Origin of the sequence: Paenibacillus whitsoniae, assembly GCF_003955665.1 — a bacterium.
Taxonomy (GTDB): Bacteria; Bacillota; Bacilli; order Paenibacillales; family NBRC-103111; genus Paenibacillus_E; species Paenibacillus_E whitsoniae.
Genome location: NZ_RXHU01000055.1, coordinates 38,730 through 63,804, shown reverse-complemented (window position 1 = coordinate 63,804; position 25,075 = coordinate 38,730). Strand labels below are relative to the sequence as shown.

The 25,075-nt window shown below is 41.3% G+C and carries 12 protein-coding genes and 3 tRNA genes; 10 read left to right on the top strand and 5 right to left on the bottom strand.

Features of this window, described 5'->3' with window-relative positions:
* Positions 1-124 precede the first annotated feature (124 nt).
* The 4 genes from EJQ19_RS18565 (at position 125) to EJQ19_RS18550 (ending at position 2,766) form a co-directional block, all read left to right on the top strand.
* Positions 125-197: transfer RNA gene (locus tag EJQ19_RS18565), tRNA-His, on the top strand.
* A 17-nt stretch (positions 198-214) separates the two neighbouring features.
* Positions 215-286: transfer RNA gene (locus EJQ19_RS18560), tRNA-Gln, on the top strand.
* Positions 287-302: 16 nt separating this feature from the next.
* A tRNA-Leu gene (locus tag EJQ19_RS18555) sits at positions 303-384 on the top strand.
* Positions 385-1,254: 870 nt separating this feature from the next.
* Entirely contained in the window at positions 1,255-2,766 is a 1,512-nt protein-coding gene (locus EJQ19_RS18550; protein ID WP_126142737.1) for a diadenylate cyclase, read from the top strand.
* A 232-nt stretch (positions 2,767-2,998) separates the two neighbouring features.
* On the opposite strand, the gene EJQ19_RS18545 is transcribed toward EJQ19_RS18550, so the two are convergent.
* Both EJQ19_RS18545 and EJQ19_RS18540 read right to left on the bottom strand, forming a co-directional pair.
* A complete protein-coding gene (locus EJQ19_RS18545) occupies positions 2,999-4,222 on the bottom strand; it encodes a site-specific integrase (protein ID WP_126142736.1) in 1,224 nt (407 codons plus the stop codon).
* 57 nt (positions 4,223-4,279) lie between these two features.
* Positions 4,280-4,498 (bottom strand): hypothetical protein, encoded by a 219-nt coding sequence (locus EJQ19_RS18540; protein ID WP_126142735.1) that lies wholly within the window; start codon positions 4,496-4,498, stop codon positions 4,280-4,282.
* A 540-nt stretch (positions 4,499-5,038) separates the two neighbouring features.
* On the opposite strand from EJQ19_RS18540, the gene EJQ19_RS18535 reads away from it, so the two are divergent.
* The gene (locus EJQ19_RS18535) at positions 5,039-6,040 is read left to right on the top strand and encodes a hypothetical protein (protein ID WP_126142734.1); all 1,002 of its coding nucleotides are present in this window, start codon (positions 5,039-5,041) and stop codon (positions 6,038-6,040) included.
* A 29-nt stretch (positions 6,041-6,069) separates the two neighbouring features.
* Positions 6,070-6,615: a GNAT family N-acetyltransferase gene (locus EJQ19_RS18530; protein WP_126142733.1), complete on the top strand. Its 546-nt coding sequence runs from the start codon at positions 6,070-6,072 to the stop codon at positions 6,613-6,615.
* Between the two features lie 117 nt (positions 6,616-6,732).
* Here EJQ19_RS18530 and EJQ19_RS18525 read toward each other — a convergent pair whose 3' ends face one another.
* From EJQ19_RS18525 to EJQ19_RS18515, 3 genes are read right to left on the bottom strand one after another with little or no spacing between them, the layout of a single operon-like run.
* Positions 6,733-7,104: an ASCH domain-containing protein gene (locus EJQ19_RS18525; protein ID WP_126142732.1), complete on the bottom strand. Its 372-nt coding sequence runs from the start codon at positions 7,102-7,104 to the stop codon at positions 6,733-6,735.
* Positions 7,082-8,581 carry a PIN domain-containing protein gene (locus tag EJQ19_RS18520; RefSeq protein ID WP_126142731.1) on the bottom strand — a complete coding sequence of 500 codons (1,500 nt, stop codon included), beginning with the start codon at positions 8,579-8,581 and terminating at the stop codon, positions 7,082-7,084. The genes EJQ19_RS18525 and EJQ19_RS18520 overlap by 23 nt, the downstream gene beginning before the upstream one ends.
* The gene (locus EJQ19_RS18515; RefSeq protein WP_126142730.1) at positions 8,578-9,117 is read right to left on the bottom strand and encodes an ATP-binding protein; all 540 of its coding nucleotides are present in this window, start codon (positions 9,115-9,117) and stop codon (positions 8,578-8,580) included. The genes EJQ19_RS18520 and EJQ19_RS18515 overlap by 4 nt, the downstream gene beginning before the upstream one ends.
* A 171-nt stretch (positions 9,118-9,288) precedes the next feature.
* Between EJQ19_RS18515 and EJQ19_RS18510 the strand changes: the two genes are divergently transcribed.
* The 4 genes from EJQ19_RS18510 to EJQ19_RS18495 all read left to right on the top strand — a co-directional run bounded on the left by EJQ19_RS18510 (position 9,289) and on the right by EJQ19_RS18495 (position 25,022).
* Positions 9,289-11,400, top strand: a complete 2,112-nt coding sequence (locus tag EJQ19_RS18510; RefSeq protein WP_126142729.1) for a hypothetical protein — start codon at positions 9,289-9,291, stop codon at positions 11,398-11,400.
* Between the two features lie 706 nt (positions 11,401-12,106).
* Positions 12,107-14,623, top strand: a complete 2,517-nt coding sequence (locus tag EJQ19_RS18505) for a DEAD/DEAH box helicase family protein (RefSeq protein WP_126142728.1) — start codon at positions 12,107-12,109, stop codon at positions 14,621-14,623.
* A gap of 754 nt (positions 14,624-15,377) precedes the next feature.
* On the top strand, positions 15,378-20,618 hold the full coding sequence (locus EJQ19_RS18500) for an S-layer homology domain-containing protein (RefSeq protein ID WP_164716612.1): 5,241 nt from the start codon (positions 15,378-15,380) through the stop codon (positions 20,616-20,618).
* 39 nt (positions 20,619-20,657) lie between these two features.
* Positions 20,658-25,022: a family 43 glycosylhydrolase gene (locus EJQ19_RS18495; RefSeq protein ID WP_126142726.1), complete on the top strand. Its 4,365-nt coding sequence runs from the start codon at positions 20,658-20,660 to the stop codon at positions 25,020-25,022.
* Positions 25,023-25,075: the final 53 nt, after the last annotated feature.

Below are 25,075 nucleotides of genomic sequence, written 5' to 3'. Positions count from 1 at the left end.
GCTTAACCAAACTACAACAACAAACCTAAAGTTGAAGCAACGTTTCGTATCTAGTTTTCAAGGTGCAAGCCTTGAAAGAAGCAGTAAAGTTTTTGCAAACTATAGGGAATACTTCCCGGCTGAGGCGATCGTGGCGAAGGGGTTAACGCACCGGTTTGTGGATCCGGCATTCGTGGGTTCAAGTCCCATCGGTCGCCCTTGTCCCATCTAACGATGGGGATTAGCCAAGCGGTAAGGCAACGGACTTTGACTCCGTCATGCCTAGGTTCGAATCCTAGATCCCCAGTTCATTTTACTTTCTTGCGGTCGTGGTGGAACGGCAGACACACCATCTTGAGGGGGTGGCGCTCACAAGGCGTGAGGGTTCAAATCCCTCCGACCGCATCCCAACGAAAACCCTTGGTTATCAAGGGTTTTTCGCATTTTTAGGAATCTACAATTAACTGCGTAGAAAATAAAAATAGACCAATTCCAGCCAAATGGTCAAGAATTGGTCAAGAATATTTTTATCACTAAATAAAACGTAAAATAGACTGATTCTCAATATTGAGGGTCAGTTTTTTTTTCTTTTTCTATCTCACATTGTTTATTGACCCTGTACCACCTAAATAGTGGTTTTCAAAAGTTCCTTGCCGATATCGGCATAGCAAGCCAAAGAAAATCTATTATATATATCAAACCTGAAATCTGAATACGTCATGATACCTTCAGCAAAATGGATGAAGCTTATAATAAATGTAGCTTCAGGTATGTTAAATTGCTTAGCTGTTCCTACAAATCAGAGTGTGATGTGCTATACTATTTATGCCAGATAGTGATTTTATTGTGGTGATTTTAAGTCACAACAGATCAAGCAGTTTTTCTAAAATATTAGAATGGACGGACTTTCAAGAGATTCTTCCGAAAAAAGTAACCATCTTCCGGGGTTATACGAGGATATAAAGAATGGAAATATAAGTGGAATATTTGCAATATACCAATCACGGTTTATTTATTATTTTCATATATGACATAGAAAGATTTTTGCAAACAGTGATGGACAATTATTATGTGGAACTTATGATTAAATTAAGGTTCTTTAAATCTGCAAGCGGTGGAAGTAGTATATCTATGAACTTTCCTACTCTTACTCTTGTTCAGAAAAAAGCCGTTGACCCTTAAAAGAACTTCTACTATGGACGCTCGATTCCTAGTAGGCATACTTGGAGAGCACGACAGGTGCTAGAGAACATTATTTTATAATGGGAGGAAACTATGAAGATTACTAAGAGTGAAATGAATAAAGCTAAGAAGGAATTTCAAGACTATACAGTGAAAATTGAAGATTTAATGAGTAAATATTGTGGGTTTGGCCTAAAATTTCCGATTGATATAAAAGGAAATAGACTTATTGTGAATGCTAGAGCTATTTTTTCAGTTAATATACCAGAGCTCATAGAGAACATAGCTCATAAAATTGTTCTAGAAGTACAAGGAATTATTGAAAAAGCTATAAAAGATGAAGAAAATCTCGATATAAATTTTCTTCATAGTACAGTCCATACAATGACAAGAGATATCTCGCTTTCGTTTATTTTTTCTGAATATGCTGCTTCTGATGTTATTGCTCAACATAACTATATTAGAATGGTTGAAAATTTAAAGAGTATTTGCTCGAAAACATATGAAAGTCAGCCTGTTGATATTGGCATAATATATTGTAAAGATGAAGAATCAATTGATGAAGTAAGAAGATTGGAAGTTGATCTCGTTTATATGCCAACAAAGAAAACCTTAGAAAGATTTTTTCTAGAGGAAAAACCTTTATTAAGATTAATCGACAATAAATCATTTGCTGTTGTAATTGACAAGAATTTTGATGTTATTGGAGTAATTCGAAAGAGAACAGGAGCAAAAAGTCTATCTAGTATTATTGAATCTATGTATAACAACTGGGCTTTAAATGATGCAAAAAGATACATCTTTAAACATTTCACTGAAGCTTTTGATGCAGTATACGATGAATTTTCAAAAAATATTGAATTGAGTAGTGAATTCAAGGATTATAAAAATAAGCTTGATGAAGTGTTTGGAAATATTCAAGAATTGGATTGTCCGAAGTTTGTTTACTTCACAGTCCACAATAAATCTATAGACATTTTCACTGATCAACAATTTGTCATTAATTATACTAATGGCGAATGGAAGTTAAAACATTACAATCTTATGGTTGCAACTTTTATGACGTTGATACTAACGAATGGTTTAAAAGAATTAGTGTCTATTCAAGTAAATGAATATGAGGCTACACTACTAGGTCTAAGTAATGGCATTCAAAAATTTTCGGATATCGTGAGAAAAATTTCACAAAACAATGGCAGTTCTATTTTTCTTATTCTATTAAATAATCACCTACCTCAATTAGAAGTTGTGAAACCTAATAATGAAGAAATTCTTAGAGCAAGTGGCTTTACTAATAATAATCTTGAAAGGAATTTTATTAATGTGATACGGAGTGAAGGGAACCACATTAATATGAAAGATTCTGATCAATATTTGTTAGAAACAGTCGCAGCAATCGATGGTGCGGTTGTGATTAATTCAAATCTTGATTTGATAAGTATTGGTGAGATAATTGTTGTACCAAAAAGAAAAAGATACCCAGATACATTTGGGACTGGCACGACTGCTGCGAGATATGCATCCAGAAATGGAATATCAGTAAAGATCTCAGAAGATGGGGATATTTACATCTTTTATCATGAAAAACAACTACTTAGAATCTAGCTCTATGCTTGGTTTTACAGCGCAAGTTAAGTTGCTCACGGGCGATGCTCATGTGACATCAAAACTGTGATTACACTTCGAAGATGCCTGTGTAGCAATATTACTAGTTTGTAATAAATCTTTCATGAAAACCTAGTTTTCGCCTTTTAGAATATTGTATTCAACTTTGCAGAGTGTAAAAAGTGACCAATTCCAACCGTATGGTCTAGAATTGGTCAAGAATAATTTTGCGCTAATTTAGACTTGTAATGGACATGCCCTTTAATAAAAGGCGCGGTCCATTTTTTATTTTTTCTTTTGGTTGTTCCGTTGGTGTTCCATTGTCAGAGGCAGAATCATCAAATAACATCTTTCCGAAGTTCAGTGCTGTTTCTTTTTGCATGCTAGGTAGTAAATGACTGTAGGTATCTAAGGTGATACGAACATCGGCGTGCCCTAATCTTTCGGAGACGATTTTAGGGTTTACTCCTTGCAGTAATAACAATGTAGCATGAGTGTGACGCATATCGTGGAAACGGATGCGAGGATTTCCAGCTTTCTTTGTGATGTTACGGAAAATCCTTCGTAGGTTGCTGCTATTGGCTGGCATACCCGATTCATTGCAAACGACGAGATCGTTGTCACTGTAATCTTGCTCTGCTTCTTGTTTTTCGCGGCTAATGAGCAAGGAATGTTTCTTTAACTGGTTGATCGTTTCTTCGGGCAAATCAATCGTCCTTGCTCCTGACTTTGTTTTGGTATAGGGTAGAATTTCTTTGCCATCATTACTGACTGTTTGTGTAATTCTGACACAATTTCGTTCATAATCAACGTCTTTCCAACGTAAGCCCAGTATCTCGCCTTTACGCATACCTGTCGTTAGTGCAATGAAATAGGCGATGGAATATCTACCTGCGCCCTCAGCGTGTCTTAGAAATGATTTTACTTGCTCCAGATTCCAAACGGTCACTTCTTTTTTGACAGCCATAGGGCGATCAACTAAGGAGGCAGGATTTTTCGCAATCAGGCTCCAACGTTCCGCTTTCTTTAAAGAATCATTAATCAAGGTATGGATTTTTTGAACATTTTCATCAGATATATTTTTCTCTTTGGTCAGCTTGTTATACAACTGCTGAATATGCATCGGTTTTAGATTGGATAACTCAATGTTTCCAAGTGCGGGCAGTACATGCTTTTCTATTAGCCACGTATAAGTACCTAGCGTTCGTTGCTTGACCTTGGTTAGCTTATCTTCGAGATATTGCTTGGTCATATAGTCCTTGTAGGTTAGCTTGGTAGGTTTTATATAGCTGCCAGTGGTTAGGGAGTGTTCAAGCTCATTCAGGGCTTTCTGCGCCTCTTGCTTCGTTTTAAAGCCTCGTTTTTTGTATTGCTGTGGTTTACCATTCTCTTTCGTTCCAAACGTCAATAGATAGTACCAGGAGTCGCCACTTTTCTTAACCGTTCTTCCTGCCATTGAAATCACTCCACCTTGATTTTGAATTTTGATTCTAATTGGATGTAGTGAGTCCGATTAGTTTTTATTGTTATTAGTGCAAATTACTGATTCATTAATTAATGCATCCCGTTCTTCTCGTAAGTTTGTAATTTCAGTTAAAATGGTCTGCTTACGTTCAATCGAGGTTTTTCGATTCAAATATTCAAGTGCAAGTTTGACGTGACGAGCGGCGATAGCTACTAATTTTCCACTGCAACATTCATCTTCCGACAACATCAACAGACGCTTGTTCATTGGCTATATGCTCCTTTTGATTAGTAATGTGACAAAAACAAATAAGCTACAGAGAGGTCGCAGCTTGGTTCAAAAATTTTGAATTATTGTTCGGATGGTTTCTTAATCACGTTCCGCATCCATTTTAGATTGTGAAAGTACGAAATTCTTTAATGCAGCTTTTGGTATTCGATAGCCTTTCATTTTGAAAGATTTAATCTTTTTGCTCCGAAGAAGCTCGTATACTTGGTAGTTCTCTTAAAGATTCGAGCAAGACTCTCTTTAAGGTTTATATGTCTTCAATTGTTCATACAATCATCCTTCCGTTAATATGATTAGAAACACAAAAAGCCGAACACGTCTGAGCGTGCTCGGCTTTTCTCATGATTAAGTATCAGGCAAATAATATATAATTTGAATGTAGCATTTAAACGTTCTGTAATAGGCTTTATAGACGTAAGAAATTGTAAAATGCTATATTAAACTTAGATTAATCCGTGTATTTTCAAGGTCGTTTCGTAAGTCCCCCCCTACTAATTTAGAAGAGGCGATGTGTGAACTATGAGAAGCTTCGCAATCTGGTATGCACCAATAAAAAAAGAAACTGAACAAGAAACTGAGCAAGATAAAGTGGCATCAATTCATATTAATCTTTGGGATAAGGTAAAGGGTAATAATAAAAACTATTGTTTTGATTTTGGGTTGTTAATTGAAGACATAAATTGTATAGAGAAAATTTTTCTTTACGCACCATTCCCTGTTGAAAAAAAGCAGATAAAAGATTTGGGAAGTGTAATATCGAATAATCAGTTAGTTAATGCCATTTTTAATGAGAATTTTACTACAACAGACGGTGAGCCTAAGAGATTAATAGTTAATGCACCTGAAAAGAAAGATAATTTTGTTGTCTACTCGTTGGAAATCGAAAATCAGGTAGAGCTTATAAATTGCAGAAGAAATACAGAATCAGATGGGACAATAATTGAAATTAAAGTAGACTCTATTAAGCCTAATAATATTAATAAGTACTATTTTAGAATTAGAATAGAGGGTGGGAAAGACTGTATCAAATTTATAAATGATGAGATAAAAGGCATAAGTATCTTTAGTAATCAGTTTACGAACACTGAGGTAATTGATTTTAGACTGAATGATGTTCGAAGTTGTAGTGAAGAATTAAGAGAGCAGTTCCAAAAAGGAAAGTCATTTAAGCTGTTAGCAATTCATTACTTAATTTTGAGAAATGCAAATGATGCGATTATCCATTATGGAAAAGAAATTAACAGCAGAATGTTAGAACAAGACTTATGGAAAACATATATCGATGGGACGAATCATAACATCATCGCATATCATATAAAAAGTAAAGCCGAGAAGAAAAAGAATCCTCAAACCGGAGGAATAGAAGTATTACGTTATGTTGAGGACTTTTCAGATCTATCTAGATTTCAATATCAAAAAGAAACAAAATCCATTATTGCTTTGTACGTTCTTGGTGTTATAGTTTTGGGAGGAATCGGTGGAGTATTGGGAAACTGGTTGTCTAGCATAATTGGATTGTAGTTATTCTAGGTTCGAGGGGGGAACAGATAATGAGCGCAAAAATTTATAAAAATATCTTTCTAAAAGTCTCTGAAATTGAACCTGAAGTATTAAGGCGGTACATGTTAAGCGAAGTAGGGGAGAAAGCCAAAGATAAGCTATTCAATTACTTAAGAGATTTATCAGAAAGCTATCCGGATTTTGAAAATTGGTTTTACAATAAAGTCATACCGGAAGTTGGCTCAAAAAAAGGTGAACGTGAAATAATAGTAGTCGTGTCTAAAATTGAAGGGCACCCTCAAGTTATCTTAACTGGAATTGCAATTTTGAAAAATAAAGAACAAGAAAAGAAAATATGTACCTTTAGAATACATGAAGATTACCGTGATAGTGGTATAGGCTCTGAGTTATTTGAAAAGTGTTTTGAGTATTTGGGAACTAGAAAACCTATTATAACAATATCTTCCGATAGAAAAGAAATGTTTGAAAATCATATAAAGAAATTCGATTTTTTTGAAACAGAAGTGCTAAAAGATTATTATAAAGATAATACTATTGAATATGTATACAACGGATTATTAACAAATAAAAAGTGATTTGTTGATTTATCTATAAACTGTTTAATTCGATATTATTCCCTCTAAGTAGGCTGTAATGTACCTATAATGGCGCTTGCCTATTTAAAGGGAATAATTTCGTTTCGAGCTTATAGCTTAATCAATGTATGCAAAAGATTGGGGGGGACCTGAGCAATACACTTCGTCTAATTTTTTAGACCTCTGATACTTCTCATAACTTTTAATTTTAATAGCATATCCTTTTTCCTTCTTAGTGAAATATTCAAAGAAAAACTGTTCATCAATTCCAGAATAAGCTTTGGTTTCTTCCCATAGCGAGTTAACATCATCAAACAGAATTGATTCAATTTCAAACTCACCAATAATACGGCTTATAGGAGCAGTAGCATAGACAACAACCCTAGTAATATCATTTCTTTTGAATATGGTCTTACGATATTCATATCGTTTATCACCTGAAAAAATCTTATTTGCAAATTCTGGTTTAATTGATAACAATACGTTCATCGATCTGAGCCTCCCTAATGATGTCAATAAAGTTCTGATATGTGATTCGCACAAATCCCCGTGGAGCTGAGTGAACATTTTGAATTACCCCTAATTCAATCAGTCTTCTCATGTTAATTCGCTTTGGAAAAGAATATGCATAAAGGAAATTAACAATAAAAGGTCTACTTTTTTTATAGTGCCAATACTCTAAGAGGGCTTTGTCACTAAAAACGCTTCTCTTTCTACATAGATCAATAAAATGCTGCGGGTCTTTAATGTTAGTGACGATGCTTTCGACAATACCAATAGTTGTAACAACACTTTCGTGGTACCCACCAGTTCGATAAAAGACAATGATGTCGCCAGTATTAAGGTTTCTTTCAATTGATCTGGAGATGAAAACCTTGCTGATCGCATTCCGGAAAGGTTCATTTTCAATATAATCTGATGGTGATTCCGTACGCAGTATGGAATCAGGAAGTAGATTAGTATGATACTCAGGATATATAGGCGTAATAAATATATCTTTGTTCGTATCAATATATGGAAATGTGTATTTTGGATTTATGTCATCAAATGCTGGTTGAAAATCACGAGTATATACTAACTCTGTACCATCCTTAGTACCGTGTTTTGTAAATCCAAAGTCCATAAGCAGATTAATCAGTCTTATTTGTTCAATGCTTTTATCAAAAATAGTGACGTAAATTTCGTCGACACGGAATCTTAACGCGTTGTCGAAGATAATTTTAAGAAAACGTTCTCCGAGTTTGTATCCATTCATTGTCACTTTGAATGTTCCGATCTTTAGGCGCTTCTTTCTAGTGAAAGGAGGGGATATGTTAGAGTAATTTTCGGTTTCACCTTCAATTTTTAAATATAAAAAGGCAGCCACACTATCATCCATCTTACAAACATAAGCTATTTCATCTGATTTTTTATTAAACCAGTTTTCAAAGCCGCGGTAGTCTTCTTTCAAGCTATCAAAGAATGGATCATCAATGTTAATATTCCCCATATACTCTTTTGTAACGGATAGAACCTTATAGTTGATTAGATCGGGATGTTCGCTAGTTACCTTTTCCAGAAAGGAGTCGATAGTAAATACTTTATCAGCGAGGTTTAGCCGCGCTGCTTTTAAGGCTACTTTTCTATCTTCGGTTATTAAAACATCAACTCGCCCCGCGGCTAATTCATTTAATAGTTTGGTATCATTGAAATCGTTTGGGTTTTTATCGTATTGCTTAGATACACCACTTACAATTGATAGCATAGGCGCTACGGTTTTCATTACATGATAACTATCAAGTTTAATTATCATGGAATTAACAGTTTGCGCGTCTTTATATCTTTTAATTTCTTCGATAGTTATGGGATGGATACATTTCGTATAGCCCAGTTTGTCTAGCCATCTGAAAAGAATTCCAATATCAGTTTTCAATACATTGCTCGTTTCACGATAAATAACTATATTAGTATCGAGTAAGACTTTCATTTCATCACTCCTAGTCCTTCGATAAAGTTAAGCAACTGAGTTGCTGAATTCAAACTTTGATTAAAAATATAATGTGGAATATTTAACTTGTTAGCTAGGAATATGGCGTGATGAATTTCTTCATCTTGGAATCGCCGAATAAAGGAAGCGTCATAATCAATATTGTCACGCATTTTAAGACGTTTAGAGATGTTGTTCACGTTATCTGTAATCACAATGCAGGCTATTGGCTCTAATTTCTGAAAGACTGCTTCAGAAATTTTTGAAATAGTGCGTTTTTCATTTATTAAACAAAAATGGCCATCCAATATGAAGGCAGATTCCCTAGTTTTAACTTCCTTAAGACCTTCAATAAGCAGCGCTTGATTAAGATCAATATCTGGAATTAACTTATCCGCTGGCAAGTCTTTATTTTTCAACGCAGAGATAATTCTACTTGCAGAGTAAACGGGAATTTGACATGCATTTACTAATTCATTACAAATTGTGGTCTTTCCTACGCCGTGTATTCCACCAATAAAGATTAAATAGCTCAAGGTATGCTACTCCTCTCGGACTACGACTAATACCCGTATTGTACCATGTATGTAGAATGGTCATGAAGACTGATTTAAATCAAAAATATGAAAGGTATATTATTCAGAGAGATACTCATCAAAACAGTAATGATTGTCCATTACTTTAATAAATTTCCCTTGGAGGTATAGATGAGCCTAGATGAAATTAGGACAAGCCTAAAAGATAGTAATATTGAGGAAGTATCCAATCATTTAATTAATTATTTCATAAATAATAACAGGGCAGTGCATAAATTACTCATTAATAACATTTTTCCGGATCCTTTTAATGAATATTATAAAAAGAAAGAAGTCATGAATCTTCTGGCTCAAGCTCATAAAAAAATTAAAGACAATGATTCCATTTGCCTGCAAGTAAGTGATTTTCACAAAGCAATAGAGATTGTACGGCTTATTGGGGAGTATAATAATCAAATAACTAAAAACTTAACAGAAATACTATACGTTAAATTACCATATGAATACCAACTTCAATTGTTAACAAACTATATTCAGTTCATTCACTTCCGATCTTTATTTGTGGGTTCAGAGAATATAAACAACAATGGGGTCAATGAATATAACTACGAAACAGTACAAAATCAATTGTCTGACTCTAGCGAAATGCTCTCGCTTAGTGATATTACCGAAAGTGCAATTGAATATGCTGAGATTATATTAAAATATATTACTGCAAATAATCAAAATAAAGAGAGAGAAATAAGAAAATACGAACCTAAATCTTTAGATTTTCTGGGGATACTAGATGAGGTAGGTTTTTATAAGGTTCTATACTTAGCTCATTTAAGAAAATCACTTGAAGATGTTTGGAGCAATTATAAATACTTAAACTGGATCACTAAGATAGAGTTGAGTGAAGAAAAATTAATATTCGTTTTCGAACCTTCTGAACCAAAGCTACTTTTAAGTAACAGGATAGCTGTTAAGCGATATATTTTTGAGTTTATAAATACTTGCAACATAGTAAAATATAAAGAACAGAATGCACTAATAGCATCAGAACATATAAAATCTAAAATTACTAATGATATTAGTAATTTCGAATCTATTTTTCTGTACACCTCTGAAACTCACAAGAGAGGTATGGGATTAGATATTCTTATGTGTAGGGTCGCAGAAAGTAAATTAATCCAGTTGTACTATTCAAAACTTGATTCACTTAAATTCGGTAAAAATAAGCAAATTTCTTATGAAAATTTTAAAAAGTGTTATTTATTTCTTTCATACCTAGGGAGAATTTATCATGATTTTTTGACGGAGAAAATTAAAAATGGTGTTTTCACTTATTTTGAAATTTTAGTTCCCCCTGTACCAATTAGTTTTTTAGTGGAAAAAATATCAGAATTCACTGAAATAAGTAAAACCGAGTCCAGAGAATGTTTGGAATTATTTATCTTTAAAAGAGAAAAAGAAGAAAAAATTGATTTGTTTTCCCAACCGTTTATTCGTAGTGGAGAGAACATTTTGTTTACGACCTCACTGTTAGTTCAAATGCAGTATCAGCGAATTATTGAATTAAATGCTGAAATTTATAAAGGTACTCCTAAAAAAATGGGTACTCACTATGAAGAGAACCTTACAGAATCCCTCAGAATGATGAGCCATATAGTTACGAATCCAAATCCGATCAGTTTCATTGCTAGTGATGGAGAACAGGTGCAATTCGACACAGTAGCTCAATTTGATAGCTACATCCTTCTAATTGAAACAAAACGTGTAAAAAGGCCGTTTAATCCAAAAGAGATAAGACAATCTCGCTCCCAACTTGATGATGCTATTAAACAGTTGAACCGTCGGAAGAACATTGTGGAAGAAGACTGGGAAGTTTTTCGTGGAAAATGCTCTTTAAAGTTACCTGAAGAATTTCCAGGCAGAGATAAAATAATAAAAATCGCTTGTTTGAATATTTTTGAGTTTACTGGTCTTATTATCGAAGATTGTTTTGTCGCTGATGTAAGAACACTGAGAAGATTTTGGCATGATCCTGATATTGAAGTAGTTGAGTTTGAAGTAGGGGGGGAAATTCAAAAAAAAGTAGTTGAAAGAATATGGACTGGCGTCAAACCGAATATAGAAGATTTAAAAAGGTTCTTATCAGAATCTTTTTATACAAAAACTTTATTCAGTAGCATGAGTACTAATTATAGAGAAATACTGAATGATGATCTACCTAATATTAAGTCATTTGAGTACGTGCTAGTTGATAATCCATATATAAAATATGCTGGTATGAACAATTAATTTTATCAACTCAAACGAAATAGGTAGTGTATATACAGAAATGAATTTAATAAAGTCCTTCTTCGTTTTGTCACTTAAAGAGCAGTTTGAATAAATAGAATTTATCAGTAGACAGAATTTTAGTTCCTCTTAATGAAAGAGGTCCATCTAGCGATCAATAAAAAATTTGGAGAAATAAAGCCGAACACATTTGCTGTGTTCGGGCTTTTGCATTTCAGGCAATCGTGAGAATTCCTATGCATTGATAGGTGTCAGGGAGATAATATACAATTGGATTCTGTACCGGATACCTAAGCCGCAGTAAAGATAATAATTCATAATAGAGTCCTAAAATAAAGTGGCTGATTAAATGCGGAATACGTTAGTTGTCCCTGGCGTTTGATTTTTATAGGGCTAACCGTTATAAATTGTGGGGAAAATCACCTCCACTTACAAATAGAGCGATTTGATATGCAGTTTCTACGGTCAAAATTTACTGAAAAAGGGAGAAGTCGCGGGCCTTGCGGAGGAAAGTGAAATGTTAAATGTATGAAATTAATTCCAATATAATGGAGGATTCGATAATATTTTGTCGAATACATATTTCATTAATGGGAGTATGATCGAGATTACAATGCGGAGTAAAGGATTAAATTATTCAAGTACCATTGGTATTCTGGTTATGTTAAAGAATAAAGATCAATATTTAAATGAGGTGATGTAGGTAGTGGTAGATTTTCGTAAAAAGACGCTAAAAAAGCACGTTGAGAAAATTATTGATCCGAATGAATTATACAATACATTGGATTTAGCAAGTGATATTGGCCCAATTAGACCTGTACAGCAAACAATATTAAAAAAGTGGTTCGATAAACATAAACAAGACAAAGATGTAATTTTAAAGCTGCATACAGGTCAGGGGAAAACGCTAATTGGATTATTATTACTTCAATCAAGATTAAATCAAGAAACAGGCCCAGCAGTATATCTTTGCCCAGATAATTATCTTGTCCAACAAACGTGTGACCAGGCTGAGAGGTTTGGAATTACCTATTGTACAGCAGCCAAAACTGATTTACCTGATGAATTTATAGAAGGGAAAAGCATTTTAATTACAACTGTAAGTAAGTTGTTCAATGGCGAATCAAAATTTAAATTAGGACCCAAGTCATTGCCTGTATCAACCGTACTTATGGATGATGCTCATGCGTGTATAGGATATATTAAAAATTCATATACGATTACTTTGAAAAATACCAGTCAAGTTTATGATGAGATATTAACATTGTTTGGTCCAGAACTTGAAAAGCAAGCTGTTGGTACTTATGCAGATATTAAGAATAAGGACTTTGAATCTTTTTTGGCAGTACCATATTGGGATTGGCAGGATAAGCATGTTGATGTAGCTCAAATATTATCCAAGAGTCGAGATTTAAAAGAAATTAAATTCGCATGGCCAATCATAAAAGATATTATTAGGGATTGTAGATGCATAATCTCTGGTGAAAGTCTTGAAATAACTCCGTATGCACCTCCTTTAGAGTTATTCGGTTCTTACTTTAATGCCTCACATCGAGTTTTCATGTCTGCAACCATTAGTGATGATTCATTTTTTATAAGGGGCCTGGGTGTAAGTGCAAAAACAGTTCAAAATCCATTAATTATTGAAAATGAGAAATGGTCAGGTGAAAAGATGGTTTTAATACCATCTCTCATTGATGAGTCATTAACACGAACTGAAATAGTTCATTTATTTGCACATAAGAGAAATGCGGCTACTTTTGGAATAGTTGCATTAAATCCGGGTACTAAATATTATGACGATTGGAAAAAGTACGGAGCAATTATAGCGACAAAAGATAATATAGTAACAGAAATAGAAAAGTTGAAGAATAAGGAATATAATTCATCTCTAGTTATCGTAAATAGATATGATGGCATTGATCTTCCCGATAATGCTTGCCGGGTTCTTATATTTGATTCAAAGCCGTTTGCTGAATCTTTGGATGATCGATATACCGAACAGTGTAGAAGTAACAGTGAGGTTACTTCTATAAAAATTGCGCAAATAATTGAACAAGGTTTGGGTCGGGGAGTAAGAGGAGAAAAAGATTACTGCGCAATAATTGTTACTGGAACCGAACTTGTTAAATTAATTCGAAGCAAAGAAACAAGAAAGTTTTTTTCTCAACAAACAAGAACTCAAGTAGAAATTGGAATGAAAATCGGCGAATACGCACAGGAAGATATAAAGGGGGGGATTTCTGCAAAACAAGCATTGATCAATTTAATAAATCAATTGCTTAAACGTGATGACGGATGGAAAGATTTTTACAAAGAAAGTATGGATGAGATGGAAGAGCAGGCAGATGAAAAGAAAATTCTTAACATATTCGAAGCTGAGCAGAAGGCCGACATTAAATATCGGCAAGGAAATTATTCTGATGCTGCAGCAATTATACAAGGTTTAATTGATACTAACATCAAGTCGGAAGATGAGAAAGGTTGGTATCTACAAGAAATTGCTCGTTATACTTTTCCTTCGTCTAAAAGTGAGTCTAATAAATATCAAATTAGTGCGCATAAAAAGAATGAGTACTTATTTAAACCAAGAGAAGGTTTAGTCATTTCAAAAATATCTGCTATTAGTTTGAAGAGAATTACGAATATTATTGATTGGTTAAAGGCCCATGAGAATTTTGAGGGATTAAAGTTAAATGTTGAAGGAATTGTTTCTCAACTTAGATTTGGTGTTGATTCAGATAAATTTGAAAAGGCACTTGATGAATTAGCTAAAGCATTAGGTTTTGTAAGCCAAAGACCTGATAAGCTTTGGAATGAAGGTCCAGATAATTTATGGAAAGTTAAGGATGATCAATATTTGCTTATTGAATGTAAAAATAAAGTTTTAAGTTCCAGAAAGGAGATTGCAAAAGAAGAAACTGGACAAATGAATAATGCTTGTGCTTGGTTCTCAACAAATTATGGTGATGCTAAGGTAAAGAGAATCATGATAATTCCAACAAAAAAAATAAGTCATGCCGCAGGTTTTAATTTAGAAGTTGGTATTATGAGAGAAGGAAACTTGAAAAAACTTAATACAAATGTATTAAAATTCTTTGATGAATTTAAAGAGATTGATTTGAAAGATATTCCTGAAAAGAAGGTTCAGGAGCTGCTTATTATACACAATTTAGAGGTAGAGAGCTTTCTCAATTTGTATACAGAAGTTCCAAGCTACTAGAAGATATGGTAGAGTTAGATATGTTGAAAAGAAACTTGCTTGAGTGTTTTTCCTATAATTCGTTTCAACAAAGTTGAAAATATTGGTCAAGATTTTGGTCAAGAATATTCCGCTTCTATAACTCGGAAGATAGGGGCTAATTTATGTTTATTCCTCAAACTCCCTGATACGACTGGATTCTTGCCCGATAGAACTTATTTACAAGATAATGTTCCTTATCTTGAGGGGGTGGCGCTCACAAGGCGTGAGGGTTCAAATCTCTCCGACCGCATCCCAACAAAAAACCTGTAACTCTTATTACATAAGGGTTCAGGTTTTTTTGCATTTCAACAAGGCATTTTTATCTGGAGCATTTCTTGAAGTTTTCCAGATAGGATTTCTAAGTAAATGAATGGTGTAGAGTTCAAATGTCTCCGACCGCCTCCTAGGAAAAACCTGAAACTCCTTGATACTTAAGGGGGGTGGTTTTTTTTTGTATTTCAAAAAAGTCAGATCTCTTGAGTGTACGGACACGAGTCTCCTATTTAATCACCCTGTAGTCCTGACAGTCCGTTTTAAGCAGATTTTGGTAAATAACAAAAATTGTACAGAAAGACCTAAAGATTCTTAAGGCTTGGACTGGAGGGATCGCAGTACAGTGAAAGCAACGTGGAGCGAAGCTTTTAGCGGAAATGAAAGCGGTTTATCGTTGTGCGGTCATTTCCTTGCTGTCCCAATGCTCCATATAAAATTCCTTAAGGAGGAAATTATTGCAATGAGGAGAATGGGCTTGTTTGCGGTGTCACTGGTGGTACTGTTCGTAATGATGCTGACCAATACCGCCTATGCGGATGTATCATCCCACTATCTTAATCCGCTGATGAAAGGAGCCGACCCGACCATTGAACGGCAAGACGATGGATATTATTATTCGGCGGCAGGCGATGGCAATGTTGTATTGAAACGGCATGAAACTATTCTTGGCGTTTCTACTGCAAAGAGTAAAGAAGTATGGAAGCTGCCCGAAAATCTGGAATTTATATGGGGCCCCGATGCGCACAGGATCGATGGCAAATGGTACATCTACTTCGCTTCCGGCCCGAAGGTTAGCGATGCAGCGGGGCGTTTCGCTTATGGTCACCCCAGCTCCTATGTTTTGGAGAACAGCTCGCCTGACCCATTTGAAGGGACCTGGGAACTGAAGGGAACTTATGATAATGGGGACGGACTTACACCCCAACAAGGATTGCTGAATACGCAAAGCTACGGCCTGCCTACCGGTTTTGTCACCATCAAGGGGCAGAGATACCTCACCTACACCAAATATTTCTATTCAACTGATCCCATAACGGGAAAAGAGACCTTTGACGAATGTCCCACGATTGTCAAAATGAAAAACCCTTGGACGCTGGAAGGCGAAGAGATTACGTTAGCCAGGCCGACCTACGACTGGGAGAAGTATGTTGATAATGTGAATGAAGGCGCAGCCGTGGTGGAGCGAAACGGGAAAGTTTATTTTGCCTATTCCGCCAGCAGCTACACGCATGATAACTATGCCGTCGGCCTGTCCTGGGCCGATTTGAACCAAAGTGTGGAGAATGAAGCGGCATGGCATAAACATCCTGAGCCGATCATGAAACGTTCGGATGAAAACGGCTCTTATTCGACAGGATCGCCTTTATTTTTGAAATCCGAAGACGGTACAGAGGACTGGATTACCTACCATGGCATACCGACCCATAGCCAAGGCGGCAAGAACAGAGAGGTTCGCGCCCAACGGTTTAATTGGGATGATAATGACTTTATCAATTTGGGCATCCCGTCCAACCCTGGAACTGTGCTTAGCCGTCCCTCCGGAGAGGAGAAGAGCGAAGTCTATGAGGCGGAAGACGCACAGTTTTCAGGGGCCGCAAGAGCAACCATGAACAGCATCTATGCCTCGTCCGGCCGATATGTCAGGTACAGCAATGGCAATAACAGCGACTATGTAGAGTTTACAGTCAACACGAATGCAGGGGGAATGTACTCGCTGGACTTCCGCTACAACAACAATACGACAGATCAGGTCACCATGACACTGGGAGTGAATCAAGGGGCTCCGACCACGCTTGTATTCCCGTCTAATGCCGGACCGGAGAACAAGCTGAACTTCGACTTAAAAACCGTACATAACATCAAGCTGAATGCCGGCAGCAACATCGTACGTCTTTCCGGCAAAAGCGCTTTGGGGCTGGACGCTGTTATTGCCAAGAAAAGCGTCCTGTATGAAGCGGAGGGGGCGGAGCTGTCCGGCGGGACGGTAATTGCTCAAGATCACGAGGGATATAGCGGTTCAGGCTTTGTCAGTGGATTCACGGAACCGAACGCGGCGATTAGCTTTACCGTAAACGCTCCTCACGCAGGCAGCTACTCGGTCAAGCTGGCTTATGGCGCTGGGACGGAGGAAGATCGAACCTTGACCATGAATGTGAATGGCACCAAGGTCAAACAATTGAATTTTTTTGGTCTGAAGGAAGGGGACAAGTGGGCCGACCGATATGACAATGTATTCCTGAAAGAGGGAAGCAATGTTATTACTTATAAGTATGAAAGCGGCGATACGGCAAATGTCAATCTGGATTATATCACCGTTACCGAAGCGGCGACCTGGACGTATGAGGCGGAAGCCGCCCAAACGACAGGCGGGGCGGATGCGGAGATCATTCAGGCCCAGGATGGAAATACGGGAATCGGTTATGTAAGCGGTCTGTCCCAAGGGAACTCGTCCGTGGAATTTTCTGTGGATATCGAGTATGCGGCCACCTATGATATCAAGCTACGTTACGCCACAGAGCAGGGCGGCAAAGCATTGTCGCTGGAGGTAAACGGAGCGCCTGTACAGGATATCGTGCTTCCCTTCTCCGGAGGCGCCAAGATGTGGAAGGAACAAATTGTAAGCGTTCCCCTGAACAAAGGGAAAAACAGCATCACTTTTAGGGGGGCAGCCGGAGATTCAGGCGTCATCCATATCGATCAAATTCATCTGAATAAACGCACCCCCTGGAAATATCAGGCGGAAGCGGCTACTCTCTCAGGCACGCCGGGGATCGGCAGGGACCGTCTATGGTTTGAAAGCAACGGTTATGTCGGCTTATTCCAGAAAAAAGGGGATGCCGTCCGCTTTGAAGTGAATGTCCCCTACACGGCGGCCTACACGTCAACCTTGCGCTATTCCGGTGTGCAGTCGACGAATCGAACGATGACCTTATATGTGAATGGCAGTCGGGTCAAGCAAGTTTCCCTGCCGCCGACAGCGAATTGGGATACCTGGACGGACGCGACTGAGACGGTCAGTCTGCAGGCTGGGAAGAATAGCATTGAATTCCGCCGTGAGGAAGGGGATACCGGACAGCTCAATATCGACAGCCTGACCCTGGATAAATTCAGCGGTGGATTCATGAGCACGAAGGCCAAGGAGCTTACCCCTGAGAAAATGGTGAAGATCCAGCCGAAGCACAGCGGCAAGGCGCTGAGTGTGGCTGGTGAGAAGTACAATCAGGGAGCAGCCGTTATCCAATTTTCCAATGGCGAAACCAATAGTCAATTGATGCGATTCATCGATTTGGGAACAGGCTATTACCGGATTCTCGTTATGCGTGGTGCACGTTTCCTTGATATCAAGCCTGATTCAGCTATCCAGGAGCTTATTCTAAATCAGACGATTGAAGATGCTCCGATTCCCTCCGATACCGAACAGTGGCGTCTGGAAAAGGAGGGCGACTATTACAAAATCATCAACAAAAGCAATGGAAAAGTAATGACAGTCAATGAAGCGTCCAAAAGTAACAACGCTGTTATACGGTTGGCCGATGATGAAGGGAAAGACAATCAGCGGTTTAAGATTGAGCTGCGCAACCTTTATGACAATACCTTCTATGAGGTGACAGATGTTACAACTGTCCCGGCGGCCATGCAGGCAGGACAGGAACTGACGCTCTTCGGCACAGTCTCACCGGATTGGGCCACGCGCAAAAGCATCGCCTGGAGCATCAAGGATGCCGGGCAAACAAGAGCTGCCCTAGAGGGGAATGTGCTGTCCGCCACAAGAGCGGGAACCGTCATTGTCACCGCTACGATTGAAGAAGGAAGCGAGCTCGGCGTGAGCTACGCCAAGGACTTTGCTATCACCGTCTCCAAGAAAGACGCGGATGTTAGCCCTGAAAAGGCCACCTATGATCTCTATGTTCCTGGGGATGTAAGCACCAGTATGATATGGAATGAAGCCAAGTCCGTGACCGGGGTGGTATACGCAGCTATAGTATCAAGTGCCGTATACAATGGCACTTTGGGCACGGAGGGTTATACCGTCAGCGGAGATATGTTGACCATCAAGCGCGAGACGATGGCTGCGCTTGGGCTGCAGAGCGGCGATACAGTGGACTTCTCTATCCTGTTTGATCAGGGAAATCCGGCTGTGCTCCGTGTTAATGTGGTGGATAGCTTTGCTTTGACCCATCATGGTATTACGGTGGCAACCGAGGGACACGGCACTGCCAGCGCTAATGTAACGTCGGCTGTCAAGGATACGGAGGTCACCTTAACCGCCACGCCGGATTCGGGACAAATCTTTAAGGGCTGGAAGGTGAATAGTCCCAGCAACCTGATTGTGACGGGAAATACGTTTACCATGCCGGACGAGGCTGTGGTGATTACGGCCATATTCGAAGCGCCGTCCTACAGCGTGACTTATAACGGCAACGGTGCAGCAAGCGGTTTCGCGCCGGTAGATGACAGCACCTATGAGCAGGGAGTCACGGTATCGGTTTATGGCAATACCGGTAATCTCAAGAAGCCGGGCTATCGCTTTGACGGCTGGAATGAAAGGGCCGATGGCAGCGGAATCCGCTACACGGACGGCCAGGTCATCACAATGGGCGGGGCGAATTTGATCCTGTATGCGCAATGGTCGACTACAAATTCCGGTGGTTCTTCCGGAGAAGGCTCGTATGATGAGGATGCATCCCATGGAAGTTCGCCGTCAACACCAAGCCATGGAGTTATTCCGGAGAATAACCATCAATTTACGATTCCAGCAGATAGGAGTGGCGAATTTGGCATCGAGAATGAGATTAAGATCCAGATTCCTGCCGGCGCATCACAAAAGGAATTCCAACTTATCATCAGCAAACTAACAGACACACAAAAACTACTTACGGGCAAAGCTGTTCTAGCCAGTCCTGTATTCGAGATTCAGAAGGATTTCCAAGGGGAATTTGACAAGGAGATCATTCTGACGCTTACTTTCGATCCTGACAAATTAAAGAAGGGTCAGAAACCGGCGGTATTCACCTATGTCGAAGCGCAAAAAAACTGGAGAGAATTAGGCGGGAAAATGAATGATGGCACATCTATTACCGTGAAAGTGAACAGTGGCGCCAAGTTTGCCGTATTCGGCGTCGATCAGGCGGCAAGCCCATCAGATCCGAAACCGGCGGTCAACTTGAGTGACCTGGCTGCACACTGGGCGGAGTCCGATGTCAAACAAGCGATTGAATTGGGCATTGTCAGCGGGTATCCGGACGGCACGTTCAAGCCGGATCGAGCCGTAACACGCGCCGAATTTGCCGCCATGCTCATCCATGCGCTTAAGCCGCAAGAGGCTACCCTTTACAATTCGCCGCTAACGTTCACCGATACGGAGAAGATCGGGGATTGGGCGCTGAATGCCGTGGCTCAAGCGGTGCAAGCAGGGATCATTTCCGGTTACGAGGACGGTTCCTTCCGCCCGGATACCGAGATGACCCGCAGCGAGATGGCCAAGATGATCGCGAGCGCGCTGGGCTTGTCAGACGATAAGGCTTCTACCGCAGGATTTGCGGATGATACAGCTATTCCAGACTGGGCGAAGGATGCTGTGGCGAGCTTGCGTATGCGCGGCATCATGGACGGGAAAGAAGGGAATCAATTCGCTCCCGGCGATCAAGCAACGAGAGCCGAGGCGATTAGAGTATTGCTGAACATGCTGCGCAACAGGTAATAGCAGTGAAGGATCATCGTATGCCAAGGAGGATTGCACATGGTCAAAAGAAAATTCAGACATCTGCTGCTTTGTCTCGCAGTGCTGCTAATGCTGCCGCAATGGAGCGGAGTGGCAGGGGCAGCAGAGTCGATGCCAACTAAGCCGGATTCGGCATCCGTGCAGGAGGGGAAGAATGTGTCGGATTTCTACAATGTTATTATGCAAACTGGAGCCGATCCCTGGGTGTATAAGCACACGGATGGCTATTATTACAATGCCTTTGCAAACGCCAGCGGCGTCATGATCCGCAGAGCGAAAACCATCACGGGCATAGAGGCGGGGGAGAGGAGCCTGGCCTGGGCTCCGGTAAAGGGCACGATGTACAGCTCTAATGTTTGGGCGCCGGAAATGCACTATCTTAAAGATACCGACGGCCAATTCAAATGGTATATCTACTTTGCGGCTGACAACGGAACCAACGCAAACCACCGCATGTACGTGCTGGAGAACGCCAGTGAAAATCCATTGACCGGCACCTGGGTATTCAAAGGGAAAATTACCGATGCTACTGACCGCTGGGCGATTGACGGCACTGTGCTGACTGTCAATGAGAAACATTATTTCATCTGGTCCGGCTGGGAAGAAACAGACGGAAGCTTCCAAAATCTATATATTGCCGAGATGAGCAATCCATGGACCATCAGTTCGGAACGGGTATTGCTCTCGACACCTGACCACGAGTGGGAGTCGTCCCCAGGCAGGATCAATGAAGGCCCCGAAGTCACGATAAAGGGCGACACGATCAATTTGATCTATTCCGCAAATGGAAGCTGGACAGATAGCTATTGTCTTGGACTGATCACGGCCAAGATCGGCGATGATTTGATGAATCCCGACTCCTGGGTGAAAAAAGACACACCGATTTTCTCCAGCGCCAATGGCGTTTATGGGCCGGGTCATCACAGCATCGTCACGTCTCCAGACGGCACAGAGGACTGGATCATCTACCATGCCGCCCGCTGGCCGGGATCGGGGTGGACCCGCAAAGTTCACACCCAGAAATTCACTTGGAATGCGGACAATACGCCGAACCTAGGAGAGCCTGCCGATCCGAACACACCGATTGCCACACCTTCGGGCGAGCCGGTGCGAAAGCGCTATGAAGCTGAAAACGCGCTGCTGGTGAAAGATCCGAGCGGTGAAACTTCTCCTGCTGTCCGGCTGGAAAGCACCGCTTCCGGCGGGATGAAGATCGGCAACATCAAGAACCCGAAAGATTATGCCCAGTTTTCCGTCAATGTGCCGGAAGCGGGATTTTATATGCTCTCCGTTCGCAATGCCAACGGTTCGCCCAATGCGGCCGATGCCTCTCATATTTTGTCGGTTAACGAGAGCTCCGGCGCCAACTTGAACATCGTCTATTCCGGCGCGAATCGTTGGGGGCTGTCTACGGCGAAAATCTACCTTAGGGAAGGCGACAATATCCTCCGCTTCACGAAGGGGAACAACCTCGCCGAGATCGACAGCCTGGATATATTTAAGCTGAATGCATCAGAAATGTTATTCGATGCACCGGGGTACACGTTAGGGCTAGGTGAAACTCGCAGCTTGCCCCTGTATACCGTAACAGGCACGACCTATACGGCTGTTGACACAGGTGCAATCTTCAGTTCTTCCGATCCGAAGGTCGCCGTTATTGACGGAGGGGTTAGGATAAAGGCAGTAAGTGCGGGCAGCGCCACAATCACCGCCACCTATAATGGGAAAACGGCCACAGCGACCGTTACCGTTGCTGGGGAGCCTAAAGTCGTGCAGTCTGTTGCCATTCGCGGATTGTGCAGCATCCTGATCGGCGGGCAGACTAGCGGAGCCTTGCAGGTAACGGCACGCTATAATAACAATGAATTTCAGAATGTAACAGCGGCGGCCCAGTACACCAGCAGCGATCCTGGGGTGGCCAGGGTTGATTCGGATTCTGTGACTCAATCGGTCTATGTCCATGCGGTTAAACCGGGAAAAGCTCTTATTACAGCCGAATATAATGGCAAGAAAGCAGCGCTCAACTTGACTGTCATTGCAGCTGCCGATGCGGTTCAGGTTGCTTCCGTCATGAAGACGCCGTCTGGCGTGGCCCCCAAGCTGCCCGGTGTTGTTGATGTGGTCTACAACAGCCAAGCGAAGAAGGCGGAGGTTGTCAGCTGGGAGCAGGAGGGGATTGACTTTAACTCACTCGGCACTGTTCAGGTACCTGCCACTTTGAAGCTGGACGGCCGTGATCTTCCTTCCGTCATCCCTGTAAATGTGATTCCTGGATGGGGACTAGATGAGATCGTGAACCAACTCCGTAATAAGCTGGCTAACTTCTCCTACCCCTTAGGCGACGGACTGGGCAATTATAGCCAAGCGAAGTATGAGGCCTTCGTCGCCGAAGTGAATAAGGCGGAGGAGATGGCTGCAAACGCCGATCTGAGCAGAGAACAGTTTAATGAAGAAGTAGATAACCTTGCTACAGCGGAAGCAGATTTGTTAGGCTCGCTGATCAGCGTTCAGGACGGGGTCATCTATAACGCTTACCGGGATTTCTCGGGCGATACGGTTGGCAAGTACCCGTACGGTATTACCACCGAAGATCTGACCAATGGCGCTACCGCCACGGTGCAGGAAGAGGCCGGGAACCAATTCCTCCGGTTAACCACGACTGCTGTTTCGGGCAAAGCCAACCTGTTCCTGCCCTACGCAGGTGAGGTAAAGGCTGAGGGGGATGAGCGCATCGTCATCGAATACCGTGCCAGACTCAACACCAACTTCCAATACGCCAACGGCGCCATGGTACGAAATGACAGCGGCACAGGCAATTATTCCATGGTCACGGCTTTTGATATGGGGAAAATTGTCGTCCAGAATGGACCTTCCACGAAGGTTAAAGTTCAAGACCATCAATACAATACCTGGTATACAATTAAAATGGTGGCAAACGGGGATGCCAAGACGTATACCGTCTACATCGATGATGTTGAGGTGGCTAAGGACTACAGCTTCCGTCACACAGGCGGCGATAAGCTGACCGGCCAGCGGTTCGGCATCGACGGTTATGCCAACGCCTCTATCGACTTTGACGATTTCAAAGTGATGGTGACAGGAGGACCGAAGGCTGCGCCAAGCGGGCTCAACAGCACGAACGAAACAGCGGTTGGGGCGAAGGATGGTCGCATCATGGGGGTCACTCCCTCCATGGAGTGGTCCTCCGATCATGGGGACACCTGGTTGCGAGTCGAAGGGGGGACCCTGGCAAATCTTTCTCCAGGGACTTACTGGGTTCGTTACTCTGAAACAGATACCCATAAAGCCAGTCCTCATGTGGCGTTGACCATTGCGGCCTATACACAGCAGTCGGAAAATGACGATAATCATCCCGTCGTCCCAACTTCACCTTCTACTGGGGTCAAAAACGGGGATGGCAGCTTCACCACCAGCACCACCGACCAGACGACCGGTACAGTGACGGAGATTACGGTGTGGCCGAATGGCGACCGTGAAGTGATAACGAAAGAACGCAATGGTACCATTACCGAGGTTGTCACCAAACAAAATGGAAGCAAACGCGAGACCGTGAGCAAGCCCGATGGCAGCAGCCGCTCAATCACCACAGATACGCAGGGAGTCACGGTTGAGACCACCACGACTTCTACGGGCGGAGTGACGGCCGTTGTCCATTTGCCCGAAGGCGTGGCGCAAGCGCGGGTCACAATTCCGTTCAAGCATGCTTCTGTTTCCACCGTGGCCTTTGCGATTCAGGAAAATGGAACCAAGGCAGTGATCGGCACGGTTATCACCGAAGATGGATTGAGCTTTACAGCCAAAGGCAATATGACGGTGCAACTGATCGACAATAAGGTTGTTTTCCAGGATGTGCCGAGCGGCCATTGGGCTGCGGAGGCGATCGCCTTCATAGCAAGCCGCGAATGGCTGCTCGGAACGGAACCGGGGATCTACGCCCCAGACGTATCTATGAGTCGTGCCATGCTATTTACCGTACTGGCCCGTGTGCACGGCATTGAAACGGAAGGCGGTGAATATTGGTACAGTAAGGCGAAAGACTGGGCTAATGCTTCCGGGATCAGCGATGGCAGTACACCTGAAGCTGACGTTACCCGGGAACAGCTGATTACTGTCCTGCACCGTTACGCCGGAAAGCCCACTGCAGGCCATAATGTCAAGAGCTTTGGAGACAGCGGCGAAGTGTCCCTCTGGGCAAATGAGGCCATCGCTTGGGCTGTATCGGTCGGTATACTTAGTGGCAAACCAGGGGACCTTTTGGAGCCTGGCAGCGTTGTTTCCCGGGCGGAAGCAGCCACCCTGCTCGCGCGCTTTACAGCGTGGCGCAGCAAGACGGATGAGCTGTTAGTTGGATACAGCGAATGAGGTCCCTTTGCAGGCCTGCGGCTTTTGCCGCAGGCTTTTTGCCGGTTCATAAA